The organism is Streptococcus sp. SCPM-O-B-15294 (M123) (assembly GCF_058200455.1).
Window position 1 is genome coordinate 1 of sequence record NZ_JBYQGU010000015.1, and the last position, 13,233, is coordinate 13,233.

General features: G+C 39.1%; 13 protein-coding genes and 1 tRNA gene. 1 reads left to right on the forward strand and 13 read right to left on the reverse strand.

Annotated elements, in window-relative coordinates; translation table 11 throughout:
• Positions 1-43: 43 nt before the first annotated feature.
• From AC3E8G_RS08695 to ychF, 12 genes are all read right to left on the reverse strand, one after another.
• The gene (locus AC3E8G_RS08695; protein WP_490677516.1) at positions 44-526 is read right to left on the reverse strand and encodes a sigma-70 family RNA polymerase sigma factor; all 483 of its coding nucleotides are present in this window, start codon (positions 524-526) and stop codon (positions 44-46) included.
• 171 nt (positions 527-697) lie between these two features.
• Positions 698-769: transfer RNA gene (locus tag AC3E8G_RS08700), tRNA-Glu, on the reverse strand.
• A gap of 388 nt (positions 770-1,157) precedes the next feature.
• Entirely contained in the window at positions 1,158-3,131 is a 1,974-nt protein-coding gene (gene ftsH, locus AC3E8G_RS08705) for an ATP-dependent zinc metalloprotease FtsH (protein WP_490677517.1), read from the reverse strand.
• 10 nt (positions 3,132-3,141) lie between these two features.
• Positions 3,142-3,684: a hypoxanthine phosphoribosyltransferase gene (gene hpt / locus AC3E8G_RS08710; RefSeq protein ID WP_048690450.1), complete on the reverse strand. Its 543-nt coding sequence runs from the start codon at positions 3,682-3,684 to the stop codon at positions 3,142-3,144.
• A gap of 5 nt (positions 3,685-3,689) precedes the next feature.
• Positions 3,690-4,964 (reverse strand): tRNA lysidine(34) synthetase TilS, encoded by a 1,275-nt coding sequence (gene tilS, locus AC3E8G_RS08715; RefSeq protein ID WP_490677518.1) that lies wholly within the window; start codon positions 4,962-4,964, stop codon positions 3,690-3,692.
• The gene (locus AC3E8G_RS08720; RefSeq protein ID WP_490677519.1) at positions 4,964-6,247 is read right to left on the reverse strand and encodes a serine hydrolase; all 1,284 of its coding nucleotides are present in this window, start codon (positions 6,245-6,247) and stop codon (positions 4,964-4,966) included. The genes tilS and AC3E8G_RS08720 overlap by 1 nt, the downstream gene beginning before the upstream one ends.
• Positions 6,240-6,368, reverse strand: a complete 129-nt coding sequence (locus tag AC3E8G_RS08725) for an SP_0009 family protein (RefSeq protein ID WP_260469288.1) — start codon at positions 6,366-6,368, stop codon at positions 6,240-6,242. Before AC3E8G_RS08725 ends, AC3E8G_RS08720 begins: the two co-directional genes overlap by 8 nt.
• Positions 6,368-6,736, reverse strand: a complete 369-nt coding sequence (locus AC3E8G_RS08730; protein WP_485761807.1) for a septum formation initiator family protein — start codon at positions 6,734-6,736, stop codon at positions 6,368-6,370. Before AC3E8G_RS08730 ends, AC3E8G_RS08725 begins: the two co-directional genes overlap by 1 nt.
• Positions 6,729-6,995, reverse strand: a complete 267-nt coding sequence (locus tag AC3E8G_RS08735; RefSeq protein ID WP_023027435.1) for an RNA-binding S4 domain-containing protein — start codon at positions 6,993-6,995, stop codon at positions 6,729-6,731. Before AC3E8G_RS08735 ends, AC3E8G_RS08730 begins: the two co-directional genes overlap by 8 nt.
• A 63-nt stretch (positions 6,996-7,058) precedes the next feature.
• Positions 7,059-10,571 (reverse strand): transcription-repair coupling factor, encoded by a 3,513-nt coding sequence (gene mfd / locus AC3E8G_RS08740; protein ID WP_490677531.1) that lies wholly within the window; start codon positions 10,569-10,571, stop codon positions 7,059-7,061.
• Positions 10,564-11,133 (reverse strand): aminoacyl-tRNA hydrolase, encoded by a 570-nt coding sequence (gene pth / locus AC3E8G_RS08745; protein ID WP_048690437.1) that lies wholly within the window; start codon positions 11,131-11,133, stop codon positions 10,564-10,566. The genes mfd and pth overlap by 8 nt, the downstream gene beginning before the upstream one ends.
• 70 nt (positions 11,134-11,203) lie before the next feature.
• Complete coding sequence (gene ychF / locus AC3E8G_RS08750; RefSeq protein ID WP_195324276.1) at positions 11,204-12,319, reverse strand: redox-regulated ATPase YchF; 1,116 nt, start codon at positions 12,317-12,319, stop codon at positions 11,204-11,206.
• A 158-nt stretch (positions 12,320-12,477) separates the two neighbouring features.
• On the opposite strand from ychF, the gene AC3E8G_RS08755 reads away from it, so the two are divergent.
• The gene (locus AC3E8G_RS08755; RefSeq protein WP_233331856.1) at positions 12,478-12,972 is read left to right on the forward strand and encodes a DUF1307 domain-containing protein; all 495 of its coding nucleotides are present in this window, start codon (positions 12,478-12,480) and stop codon (positions 12,970-12,972) included.
• Positions 12,973-13,007: 35 nt separating this feature from the next.
• Here AC3E8G_RS08755 and AC3E8G_RS08760 read toward each other — a convergent pair whose 3' ends face one another.
• Positions 13,008-13,199, reverse strand: coding sequence for a DUF951 domain-containing protein (locus AC3E8G_RS08760; RefSeq protein WP_129822612.1), 192 nt, complete (start codon positions 13,197-13,199; stop codon positions 13,008-13,010).
• Between the last annotated feature and the right edge of the window lie 34 nt (positions 13,200-13,233).

The window sequence follows — 13,233 nt, forward strand, 5'->3', positions numbered from 1 at the left end:
TTTTTATTTTTTATGAAAAAAGGATGCTTCTTTACATCCTTTTTCATAAATGATGATCCTTGAATTCTTTCAAGTATTCTTGGAGTCTTCTCCGCATTTTTGCTCTTCCTGAAAAACGTTGATTCATCAGAAGTTTATCATAGTCCTCTTTTTCTTGATCGGTTAGGTTTTCCCGGAATTCCTTTAGTGCTCCTCTTAACAGGACTAGTTCATCCAAAAAGAGTTCTTTTGATCGAAGTCGATGACTAATTTCTCCAATCTCTGTATAAGGTACCTTATTTAACTTCCTTTTATCACTCTCTTGTTTTCTAACTTTATCTTTTATATGATTGCGAAACTTTGTTTTGAAGTAGGTTAATAAAATTTCTTCATTTTCTTCTACTTCAGGATTACTTATTTGTAGCTCGTATAAGACCAGTCTACCTTCTTGCTCCCAATCTGCGTGATCCCAAAGATGAATATAAAATTCCTTTTCACATTTCCATACAATCCATTTTACTTTTTCATATGATTTTTTAAAGTTCATTGGACCTCCTTTCTAACTTGTCTTCATTTTAAAGGAGGTTATGATTTATTTGGGCTTATTTTCTATTTGGGATCTTTTCTAACTCTAATCGGTCATTATTTTGATAAGAATGTCAGAATAATTGTTTTATCAAACAAAAAAAGTTGCTACGAATGTAACAACTTTTTGCGATAGTCCGTACGGGATTCGAACCCGTGTTACCGCCGTGAAAAGGCGGTGTCTTAACCCCTTGACCAACGGACCATTTTTACAACGTAATCTATTATATCAGTTCATTTTCATCTGTCAACACTTTTTTTTAAAAAAAGAGCCGAAATTTTCGGCTCCCTTGAATGTAGTCAAACTATTGTTTTACATAAAAAATCAAGATGCTTTTCAAAAAATTACTTTTATTTTTAGTCATTTAGGAAGATTAGAAACTTTTCCGCCGTGAGAAAAGTGCCTGAAACGTAATAGTTTCAGGCACTCGGAATTATTGAGACCTTAGGCTCAATAATTAGTCATGGAACTTCTTAGAAGTTCGCTGACGTCCGATCTCACCTAAGGAAAGTTTTTAGAAGACTTTATCTTCAATCTGAGGAGCCGAAATTTTCGGATTCCTTCTAAATACTTTAGAAGACTATAAAGTTTATTACTTATTTTCTTCCATTTTAGATTTAATTTCTTCATAAGATAATGGTTTAGATTCTTTTTCCAATTCTAAATCAGTATCTTCTGGCATTTTACCTGTTTCATACAATGACTTGATTTGAACACTGTCCAAGGTTTCGTATTTCAACAAGGCTTTTGCAATCAACTTGTGGGTCTCACGATTGTTTTGGATGATTTCAGCTGCTTTATTGCGAGCTTCATTCAAAAGACTTCTTACTTCTTCATCAATTTCATATGCTGTTTGTTCTGAAATGAATTTTTGAGTCGTTTGAGCTCCAAACATAGCATGGTTGCCTTCGTATTGAACTGGACCAAGTTTTTCACTCATTCCATATTCCGTTACCATAGCACGCGCCATTTGGGTCGCTTGTTCAAAGTCATTAGAAGCTCCTGTGGTTTGAACGTTGAAGATAATTTCTTCTGCAACACGTCCCCCCATCAATCCAGCCAATTGTTCTTTCATATCTTCTTTAGAAAGAAGCATCTGGTCTTCTTTTGGAAGAGCAATCATATAACCACCAGCACGTCCACGTGGAACGATGGTCACCTTGTGGACAACACGAGCATTAGATAAGACTAAACCAACAATGGTATGCCCTGCCTCATGGTAAGCAACCAATTCGCGTTCCTTTTGAGAAACGGTTCGGTCTTTCTTAGATGGACCAGCAATCACACGGTCTTCTGCTTCATCAATATCAGATGCATCAATAACCTTCTTATTGCGACGAGCCGCTACCAGAGCTGCTTCGTTTAAGACATTTTCAAGATCCGCACCAACAAATCCTGGTGTTTGTTGGGCAACTAGTTTCAAGTCGACATCTTTGGCTAATGGCTTGTTTTTAGCATGGACACGCAAGATAGCTTCGCGTCCTTTTACATCTGGACGACCAACTAAAACTTTCCGGTCAAAACGACCTGGGCGAAGGAGGGCTGGGTCCAGAACATCTGAACGGTTAGTAGCTGCAATCACGATGATGCCTTCGTTTCCTTCAAAACCATCCATCTCAATCAAGAGCTGGTTGAGGGTTTGTTCCCGTTCATCATTTCCCCCACCAAGGCCAACTCCCCGTTGACGTCCAACAGCATCAATCTCATCGATAAAGATAATGGCTGGAGCTGCTTTTTTAGCATCTTCAAATAGAGAACGAACCCGGCTTGCACCGACACCGACGAACATTTCTACGAAGTCAGACCCTGAAATACTAAAGAATGGTACGCCAGCTTCTCCTGCGACTGCCTTAGCAAGTAATGTTTTACCAGTTCCTGGAGGGCCTTCAAGAAGAACACCTGCTGGGATACGGGCACCTAATTTTGTAAAGCGTTTTGGATCTTTTAAGAATTCAACCACTTCAACAAGTTCTTGTTTTTCTTCTTCAGCCCCTGCAACATCTGAAAAACGAACCTTGATATCTTCTTTATTGGTAGCACGCGCTTTGTTACGGCCGAAGTTCATAGCACCGCGGGCGCCACCGCCACCACCTTGATTCATCATGGAGAAGAAGAAGAACATCACGATGACAAATGGAACAATGGAAGTTAGAATGGTAATCCACATTCCACTTGAGCTTTCCCGTTTAATAGTGATGTCAGCCTTATGTTCAGATGCTAAGTTTTGTAATTCTTGAACAGTCAAATCAGACGGTAAAATTACACTTGTGAAGCGAGTCACCTTACTTGGACTTGGAGTGAAAAATTGAACCCCTGTATCATCCTTGCTGGTTTTTGCTTTGTTATAGGTACCGGAAATTTCAATGACACTACCGTTTGGCTGATAGCTAATTTCCTTGACGTTGTCTGATTTAAGCTCTTTTACCAATTCTGTATAATTGATTTGCTGACTTTGTCCGATACTATTTCCAGCAAAGAAATACTGAAAACCTGTAACAGCAGCTACAATAATCAATAAGTACAGAAAAGGATTTCGAACAAAACCATTGTTTTTGTTATTTTTCATCTAGTTTCCTCTATTTTGAATACACTTCTTCTTTCAACACTCCGATATAAGGAAGGTTTCGATAGTTTTCATCGTAGTCTAAACCATAGCCCACAACAAACTCGTTTGGAATGGTAAAGCAAGTGTAATCTGCTTCAATCTCAACCAAGCGTCCTTCAGGTTTATCCAACAAGGTAGCAATTTTAACAGATGCTGGTTGACGTCCTTCAAACAATTCTTTCAAACTCTTAAGAGTTTTACCAGTATCAATGATATCTTCAACAAAGAGAATATCTCGACCCTTAATGTCTTGGTCCATATCTTTGATGATATTAATCACGCCTGAGCTTGATGTTCCACCATGATAGCTAGACACTAGCATAAAATCCAACTCAATATGCGTATCAATATGTTTGATCAATTCTGCCATAAATGGGACTGACCCTTTTAAAATCCCTACTAAAATTGGATTTTTCCCTTGGTAATCTTCTGTCAGTTTTTGACCAAGTTCACGTGCTGCAGTCACGATTTCATCGTGGGAAATGAGTATCTTTTTGATATCTTGTTCTAACATCTTTTTTACCTATCTATTTTCTGGATATAAATTGTATCCTTCATTATACCATTTTTTAATTCCTTACTCAAATCACTGATCGCAATTTCAGGAATAGCCAGTATTTGTTTATCTTGTTCTAAAACCACCAGATTGTTTCGTTGATTTAAAGGGATTTTTTGGTTAATCAACAATCTGCTAATTTTTCTATAGTGACCGTTCGTCAGAATACGATCTCCCCTTTTACGGGGTCGAATAAAAACTGGGTGGTTATTTGGTAGTGGGACAACCTCCATATATGAATCGCTTGGTTCCACTCCAAATAAAAAGCGATAAGCACCTACTGTCTTTATGGTTCCAAATTGTAACAAATCTTCTGACATTCGGTCATCCGTCCTACGACTGATTTTCCGAATTTCAAAATAGTGATAGTCTTTGTAAAGTTCATAACCATTCTTTAGAACTTGTTGCGTATTGGACTTAGTCACTACTATTCTGTGTAATTGTTCAAATTGTGCCCGACTCAATTGCAAATCTGGAAAACTAGCTAGATACTCTTCCAGCAAATAAATCTGGACAGCTGGTGATTGCTTTTGAAACTGTGTCACGTCTTGTGGATTCAAATCTTTGGTCAACTCTTTTAAAGCCTGGTGCCAATGACTGAGATCTTCTCCTAAGTTGACCAAAGCACTCGTCACTTGGGGATTTTCTTTTTCAAAGAGTGGGAGAAAACGATGGCGGATACGGTTACGGAAATAGTCCAAAGACCGGTTGCTCTTATCCTCAAAATGAAAAATTTCTGGAAAATCCTTTTTTTTGAAATGTAAGAGGGGACGAATCAACACACCCTGTCCAAATGATTGTTTTAAAGGAATGCCTTTTAAATGCCGTGGACGACTTCCACGAATCAGACGCATCAAAATCGTTTCTGCCTGATCATCCATATGATGAGCGGTGACGAGAGCGCTACAAGCTTCTTCTTTCATAACTTTTTCAAAGAAGTCATAGCGGAATTGTCTAGCTCGGCTTTCAGAAAAAGGACCAGAGAAATGGGCAACCTTCAGCGGTAGATGTTTTGCTTCAGCTATTGCTCGAATTCCTCTTTCTTCTTGGTCAGCTTCAATGCGTTGGTGATGATTGATATGAGCAAGAACGAGGTCAATTCCTAATTGGTGCCGATAATGGTAGAGCCAATCCAGCAAGGTCATGGAGTCCACCCCTCCTGATAAAGCCAAAAGGACTTTTTGATGAGATTCAAAAAGCCCCTCCTTTTGACAGAACTGAAGAAATTTTTCTTTCATTACTGTAAGACCTCATAAATATCTTTGGCAATTGCTGAGATAGTCTCGTAATCAGAGTGATCCGTAAAAATAGCTAAAATAAATGGTGAATCTGTATAAACAATGGCGACATCATGACGAAAATCATAGGCATCTCCAATCTTGTGAGCAACCTTGACTGGGATATCTTTTGAAATTCGTTGATCATCAAAGCGAGTCTCTGACAGAGCATCAATGATTCCACCATTTTGTTGGTAGATAGCTTCCATGACATTCCCCGCCATTTTTGGAGATGCCATTCTAGTTTCTACATTCCACGTTTTTCCTGCAATCTTATTGGTCACCTTTTGAAATTCTTTGTCTGATTGGTGCGTTACATAATAGCCTAAAATGTTTTGCGCAACATTATCAGATTCTTTGGCCACCCGGTTAATCAAATCAGCGACGGTGTATTCCTTATCATCCGGTGTTTTTGAAATACTTCCACTGCCTTCCGGTTCATAAGCTCCCTGATAATCATTGACTTCTTTTGTATATTTTAAAGGAGTCTGCAAATCTAAACGGTTCTCGTTTATCTCTTTTTGAGTATAGTACAAATACAAGAGCTTGGCTATACTAGCAGAATACATTTCCTGGTCTTCATGTATTCCAGCAGTCTTTCCAGTATCCACCTGCTTCACATAAACTGCAATTCCGTCTTTGTTGTACTTCTGATTGAGAATCTCTTGGACTTTTTCCATCCGATTGTCTGTAGCAGAAAGTTCATCTTTTGCAATCCACCCCTGGCCAGAAATTTCTAGATAGGTCCCTTTTAAAGTTTTGGCAGTCTTGGTGATTTCAACCTTACTATAAGGAGTCAGACTTGTTTTTTTGCTTTTTGCGCCATTTACCAAGGGTTGATCATAAACTGTAAAAGAGGATGTCAGCCACATGGTCTTTTTTTCTTCTGTTAATTCCAAAATCGAATCTTCGTAAATTTGATCCTGATCAGCTATTACATACTGTTTATTCGATAATTTAAAAACAGATTTCCCTTGGTCGTTCACAAACAATTGATCAACAGTAAAGGGAGTATCAGGTTTGATTTCCCCAGCTTTTTGACGCAATTCTGGATCCGAATAGGTCACGATTGGCTGATAAACATTCGGATTGGATGGGATGGAGACAAAGAAATGATCCTGAGTCCCTATTTGACTAGTGTATGAAGAATCAGCAGTCAGTGGAACTTGGACTTGGGATGAATCAGATAAGGGTTGGGTGACTAAGAAAGTAGGAAAAATCATCCAATAAACTAACTTATTCATCCTTGCTCCTTTCCTGAGTTTCTTCTTGCAATTTTAAGGCTTGATTTTTTTTAGCTAACTCTTCTAATTTTGTATCAGAATATTCTAGAAATTGTTGAACGGTTTTTACAATATTTTCCATTATTTCGGTAATAAATTAGGTATCGTATAAATATATTCGCCATCTTTAGAGAAGGAATATTTTGCGCGTGCATATTTTGCAGCGTATTCGTCATCCTTCAACTTCTCTACGATATCCTTTTGATATTCTTTTTCCTCAAGGGTTTGCTGATATTGTTCTTGCAATTGAACGTATTGTTGTTTGCGTTTTTGAAGCGTCTGGTAACTCTGAGCCAGATTGTAGGTTGGGAGGATAAACAATAAAATAATTAAAATGAGAACCCAACCCATAAAACGGTTCTGTTTTTTTCGCTCCTCATTCTGGTATTTGCGACGCTGATGTTCGTCTTGAATATACCGATTATTCATTTGTACAATATTTTTAGGCATCTTCTTCTATCCTTGTTTCACGAATGATTTCATACATTTTAGACGCATCTTCTTTTTTAGTACTATCTAACATTTCCAGCACTTTTACTGTCAAGAGCTTATTTCCAAAGCGAACTTCGATTTCGTCATTCACCTTCAAGTCAGTTGAACTTTTTGCTAGGACCCCATTGACTTTGATCCGCCCCTTATCAGCTACTTCTTTAGCTACAGGGCGTCTTTTGATAATGCGGGAAACTTTTAAATATTTATCTAATCTCATCGTATCACCTCTAATGTATTATTGTACCATTTTTTTAGAAAGAGCCCAGTAAAATCTTTCTTTCTAGTCTTGTTTTTCCATTTTTTCCTGCTTGATGGCCAGTAATTTTTCCCCAAATTGTCGCAAGCCTTCTAAAATTTCGAAGTCTTTTTTATTTCGCACATCAAAGATTAATTCAATCAATCCTTGGCTTTCTGCAATACGAGCTTTTAAATTAGTTGCTGATAAGGCAGCAAAATAATCTTGAGTCAAGAAAAGTTGCTTGGTAATTGGCTCAAATTTCACCGTTAGTTGATTGTCTTTTCGATCAACCACTTTAACAAAGACCTGATCCAGATAAGATTTGATAAACCCTATTTCTAGGAGATAGGCTACCACATCAGGATATTCTCCGAAACGATCAATCAATTCGTCTTGCAGCAGTTCATAATCTTCCTGGACTTGAATTTCTCGAATACGTTTGTAAATTTCAATTTTTTGACGTTCATCGGAGATATAATCACTTGGAATGTAGGCATCAATTTGGAGATTGAGCTCCGCATTTCCTTTTTGGCGTTTTTTCTCTTTTCCTTGTTTCTTCTCAATAGCAGCTTCGAGTAACTGTGAATACATTTCAAATCCGACGGAATCGATAAAACCAGATTGAGAAGCCCCTAAAATATTCCCGGCACCTCGAATAGACAAATCTCGCATAGCAATCTTAAAACCAGATCCCAATTCAGTGAATCCTTTAATGGCTTCAAGACGCTTTTCAGAAACTTCTGTCAAGGTTTTATCCGGTCGGTACATCAAATAAGCATAGGCAATGCGATTGCTTCGTCCGACCCGGCCTCGCAATTGGTAAAGGGTAGACAAGCCCATATGGTCGGCATTTTCAATAAAGAGGGTATTGGCATTAGGGATATCCACCCCTGTTTCAATAATGGTTGTCGTAACTAAAATATCATACTCACCTTCAATGAAATCCATCAAGGTGTTTTCCAACCGCACCTCACTCATCTGTCCATGGACAAACCCAATAGAGGCTTCCGGTACCAATTCTTGTAACTCTGAAACCTTTTGCTCAATGGTGTCTACCTTGTTGTAGAGATAATAAACCTGACCTCCCCGATCCATCTCCCGACGAATAGCATCTCGGATAATGGTTGGATTGGTTTCTAAGACATAGGTTTGAACAGGATAACGATTGGTCGGCGGGGTTTCAATAACAGACAAATCCCGAATCCCCAACATAGACATATGAAGGGTCCGAGGAATGGGCGTTGCCGTTAAGGTTAAAACATCGACCTTTTTCTTTAACTCCTTGAGGGTTTCCTTGTGTTTGACACCGAACCGTTGCTCCTCATCAATCACGATAAGACCGAGATCAGCGAATTCTACATCTTTAGATAAGAGGCGATGGGTACCAATCAGGATATCGACCTGGCCTTTTTTTAGTTTTTCCAAGGTTTCTTTTTGCTCAGCACGACTACGGAAACGACTCAAGACATCAACTTCTACTGGAAAGGCTTCGAAGCGTTCTTTGAAATTGGCATAATGCTGTTGAGCTAGGACCGTTGTCGGGACTAATACGGCTACTTGTTTATGGTCTTTGACAGCTTTAAAGGCTGCTCGCATGGCTACCTCTGTCTTTCCAAAGCCCACGTCACCGACCAAGAGGCGATCCATAGGGCTTGAAGATTCCATATCCTTCTTGATTTCTTGGATAGAACGAATCTGATCATCTGTTTCAACATAGGGAAAAGCCTGATCAAAAGCTTCTTGGTTCTCATCGTCTGGAGTAAAGGCAAAGCCTTGCAATTGGCTTCGCTCTGCATAAAGTTGAATCAGATCCTCTGCAATATCCTCTACTTCCTGACGGACCTTTTGTTTAGCCTTTTGGAAGCGACCATCGTTGAGTTTGTTGATTTTAGGAGGTTTGCCATCACTCGCAACATACTTGGACAGCATCTGGATTTGATCCACAGGGATGGAAATCCGGTCTCCATTTTGATATTGGATGGAGACATAATCTCGGTGGACACCAGAAATTTCAATGGTTTCTAGTCCCAAATACTGACCAATTCCATGAACCTGGTGAACAACGTAGTCTCCCTTTTCCAACTCATTATAGTTTTTTAACCGCTCAGCGTTGGAAATGGTTTGCCGACGAATCTTTCGTTTAACCTTTTTCTGGAAAATTTCTGTCTCTGTAATCAGGACAATCTTCTCATCTACAAAGTGAAAACCACGCGCCAACCCACCGATGACCAACTGGCTCTGTCCTGGATGAAGCTGATCAGGTGCAAGATAATCCAGTTGAATTCCATAGTCTCTTAAGTGCTCTTGTAACTGGCGGAAGCCTTGTTTACTCGTCACCTGAAGAATGACTGTGTAGTCTTGCTTACGGAAACGGTCAATTTCATCTTTTAAAAGAGAGAACTGACTGAAGAATTCCTGCATGGGGTATTGGTTAAAAGAATAGAGGTCATCAAATCGCAGATTTCCCAAGCCTTTTTGGAAATTTGAAAAATAAGAAGCTGGTTTATAAGTGCGTAAGAGTGCGCTATTGTCCGCAAAATACTGGGCTTCAGCGAAAGAGCGACTCTTTTGTAGGTCCTCTGTCAAAAGGTTGGCAACTTCTACATCAAACCGCGCCTCCTGATCCATGATTTTATGGTAATCATCCAAAAAAAGAGGAGCATGTTTAGGGAGGTAATCAAAAAGAGTGTAGGTTTGCTGATAAAAAAGAGAGAGAAATTTGCGACTATCTGCATGGAGACGCTGGTGATGCGCTTCTGTGAGAATCTCACCCAAATAGGATTTTAGCTCTGGATGAGGAATTTTTTGAATCAGATTTTCTAGGTTCTTCTGCCCTCTTAGAAAATCATCTTTAGTTAGTAACATATCACTAACTGGATGAACCGTTACCGCATCTAGATTTTCTAGTGAACGTTGAGTCTCTGGAGAAAAAGTCCGAATACCATCAATCTCATCTCCAAAAAATTCCAGGCGATAAGGGAAATCTTGACTGGCTTCAAAAAGATCTAAAATATCCCCTCGAAGACTAAACTCCCCCTGTTGGCTTACCTGTGAAACCTTTTGATAGCCCATGGCCAGGAGGGTATCTTTCAATTCTGTCAGATTTCGTTCTTCTCCAACAGAGAAAGACTGAATCATAGAGCTGACAGTCTTTGGATTAGGTAAGAGCAAACGGCTACCACTTACATTGGCAATGACGATTCCTTCTTTTTCTGGAGCTAAAAGAAAGTTCAGAGCTTCCAGACGAGAAAAGACTCGTTCCTGGGAAGCAAAGACAAACTCTGCCAAAGGATTGTCATCTCCGAGGAAAAGATAGACCTTTTCTTCGCCTAATAATCCCAATAAATCACTGGCGAGCCGTTCTGCTTCATTTTGGGAAGAGGTCAAGACCAAGATTTTGTGTCCGTCTTCGACAACTGTCGCCATGGTAATAGCTTTTGTAGACGAAGACAGACCTAGTAGAAGAGAGCGACTTCTTTTTTGCTGGTCTTGTTGCCATTTTCTGATATCTTTATTCTGTTGAAATAGATCAACCAGTGTCTTATATTTATCCATTGTATTGTTGCATTGTTTTTTCAAACTGCCCTTCTTTTAAATAAAAGCGAAGAGCTTCCTCTGATTTGTCGATAGCAAGGAGGATGGTGGCATAATCATCCTGATCGAATTTTCCTAAGACATGGTGGACTACTGACATGCCATGCTTGGGTCTTCCGATTCCAATCTTGATGCGATTAAAGGTCTGAGTGCCAATATGGTTGATGATCGACTTGATTCCGTTGTGGCCTCCAGCTGATCCTTTGGCCCGAAGGCGAATCTTGCCGACTTCCATATCCAAGTCGTCATAAATAACGACCAAATCTTCCACCTCTAAACCATAATAGGTCAAAAGCGCGTGTACGGCCTTGCCACTCTCATTCATAAAAGTGGTTGGCTTGACCAAAAAGACCTTTTCTCCATCTATAAATGTGGAGGTCACATCTGCTTGAAAAATCTTATCATGTGAAAAGGTGAGGTTGAGAGATTTTGCCAGCTGATCCACTAACATAAAGCCTACATTGTGTTTGGTTTCCACATATTTATCTCCCGGATTTCCCAATCCGACGATTAATTTTGTCATTTACTTTCCCTTTCAAAAGCCAAAAGGGTTGGAATTTTTTTCCAACCTTTTGGTTATTTACTTGTTTTCTTTATACATTGAAGCGGAATTCCATGATGTCGCCATCTTGAACGACATATTCTTTTCCTTCTTCTCGCAAACGTCCTGCTTCTTTTACAGCCTTTTCAGATCCATATTTGACCAAATCATCATAGGACATGGTTACAGCACGGATAAATCCTTTTTCAAAGTCTGAGTGGATAATTCCAGCTGCTTGAGGAGCTTTCATACCACGTTTGAAAGTCCACGCGCGAACTTCTTTTTCCCCAGCTGTAAAATAAGTACCAAGTCCGAGCAAGTGATAAGCTGCACGCGTCAACTTATCCACACCTGATTCTGTCAAACCAATGGCTTCAAGAAACTCTTTTTTATCTTCATCGTCTAACTCTGAGATTTCTTCCTCCGCACGCGCAGAAATCACTACTACTTCTGCATTTTCTGTTTCTGCAAATTCACGAATTTGCTTCACATAATCGATCGATTCTGGGTCTCCAACCACATCCTCATCCACATTCGCTACATACAGAACGGGTTTAGTGGTCAAGAGGAAGAGACCTTTGACAACTTTTTGTTCTTCGTCTGTGAATTCGATGGTACGAGCTGACTTCCCATCTTCCAGAACTGGCTTAATCTTTTGGAGGACATTAAATTCTGCAACGGAATCCTTGTCCTTTTGCGTACGGGCCATCTTTTCCACACGCGCATAGCGTTTATTCACAGATTCTAGGTCAGCCAAAATCAACTCTAGGTTGATGGTATCAATATCTGCTAGTGGATCAACAAAGGCATCTTCACGGCCTTGCTCCCGCATGACATTTTCATCATCAAAGGCACGAACCACATGGACGATGGCATCTACTTCACGGATGTTGGCCAAGAATTTATTACCGAGACCTTCTCCTTTTGACGCACCTTTTACAATCCCTGCAATATCTGTGAATTCAAAGGTTGTTGGCACTGTTTTCTTAGGAGTAATCATTTCCGTCAATTTTTGGAGGCGTTCATCTGGAACTTCTACCATCCCAACGTTTGGATCAATGGTCGCAAAGGGATAGTTTGCAGCCTCTGCTCCTGCTTTTGTAATTGCGTTAAATAGGGTTGATTTACCAACGTTTGGCAAACCAACGATACCTGCTGTTAAAGCCATTTTTCTTCTTCTCCGTTCACATTTCAATCCCTTTTATTATAACATAATTCAAAGCACAAGATGATGAAAAAATGCTCTCCCTTAAAACTAACAGTCACCTGTCAAATTCCATAAGAATATGGTATAATCAAACCAACAATAATAAAGGAGTTTTCGTCATGAAAAAACTATCAATTAAATCGATCCTTCTTCCTCTTTTAGCAGTCTTTACCCTCTTTCTTCTGGGAGCTTGTGGACAAAGTACAAAAAAAGGTTACCTTCAATTAATTAACCAAGATAAGAAAACAGACATTCGTGTCATTGTTGAATATCAGGGTGATAAAATTCTAAGTACAGATTCTACAAGTGTTATTTACTACGAAGGAACTGGTCTGCCAAAAGAACAATTAAAAGAAGTTATTGATGAATACGATAAAAAATTCAAAGATGTCAAAGGATTCTCACACTCTGCAGAATATAAGGATGACTATGTTGTTGAGAAAACAAAGATTGATTATACCAAGGCAGATTTAAAAGAATTACAAGAAAATCAGTTAATTGCTGCACAAGAAAATCAAAATGTTGATTACATTGGCTACAAGACAACACTTAAAACCTTTAAATCTAATGGCTTCAAAGAAGTAAAAGATGGAAAATTTGAAGAATTAAAATAATACAAAAGGTTCAGTCACCTAGATGACTGAACCTTTTACAATACTTTTTTCAATTTTTGATCGAAATCATGACGGCTCATCATGACCATATGATCACAATTGCTACAACGAATTTTGATATCTGCTCCTACTCGCCGAATTTCCCAACGATTGGCTTTTTTCCCTGTTGCTTTGATGATACAAGCATGGGGTTTTTTCATTTCTACAAAATCACCGACCTGATACATGGATTTTCCTTTCATCAACATAGAAGACGAAAAG

What these genes read in the sequence shown, in the direction of transcription:
- AC3E8G_RS08755 (WP_233331856.1), top strand. Translation starts at nt 12,478, where the DNA reads ATGAAAAAACTATCAATTAAATCGATCCTTCTTCCTCTTTTAGCAGTC.
- AC3E8G_RS08720 (WP_490677519.1), bottom strand. Translation starts at nt 6,247, where the DNA reads ATGAATAAGTTAGTTTATTGGATGATTTTTCCTACTTTCTTAGTCACC.
- ftsH (WP_490677517.1), bottom strand. Translation starts at nt 3,131, where the DNA reads ATGAAAAATAACAAAAACAATGGTTTTGTTCGAAATCCTTTTCTGTAC.
- AC3E8G_RS08725 (WP_260469288.1), bottom strand. Translation starts at nt 6,368, where the DNA reads ATGGAAAATATTGTAAAAACCGTTCAACAATTTCTAGAATATTCTGAT.
- AC3E8G_RS08760 (WP_129822612.1), bottom strand. Translation starts at nt 13,199, where the DNA reads ATGTATCAGGTCGGTGATTTTGTAGAAATGAAAAAACCCCATGCTTGT.
- ychF (WP_195324276.1), bottom strand. Translation starts at nt 12,319, where the DNA reads ATGGCTTTAACAGCAGGTATCGTTGGTTTGCCAAACGTTGGTAAATCA.
- AC3E8G_RS08735 (WP_023027435.1), bottom strand. Translation starts at nt 6,995, where the DNA reads ATGAGATTAGATAAATATTTAAAAGTTTCCCGCATTATCAAAAGACGC.
- tilS (WP_490677518.1), bottom strand. Translation starts at nt 4,964, where the DNA reads ATGAAAGAAAAATTTCTTCAGTTCTGTCAAAAGGAGGGGCTTTTTGAA.
- hpt (WP_048690450.1), bottom strand. Translation starts at nt 3,684, where the DNA reads ATGTTAGAACAAGATATCAAAAAGATACTCATTTCCCACGATGAAATC.
- AC3E8G_RS08695 (WP_490677516.1), bottom strand. Translation starts at nt 526, where the DNA reads ATGAACTTTAAAAAATCATATGAAAAAGTAAAATGGATTGTATGGAAA.
- mfd (WP_490677531.1), bottom strand. Translation starts at nt 10,571, where the DNA reads ATGGATAAATATAAGACACTGGTTGATCTATTTCAACAGAATAAAGAT.
- pth (WP_048690437.1), bottom strand. Translation starts at nt 11,133, where the DNA reads ATGACAAAATTAATCGTCGGATTGGGAAATCCGGGAGATAAATATGTG.
- AC3E8G_RS08730 (WP_485761807.1), bottom strand. Translation starts at nt 6,736, where the DNA reads ATGCCTAAAAATATTGTACAAATGAATAATCGGTATATTCAAGACGAA.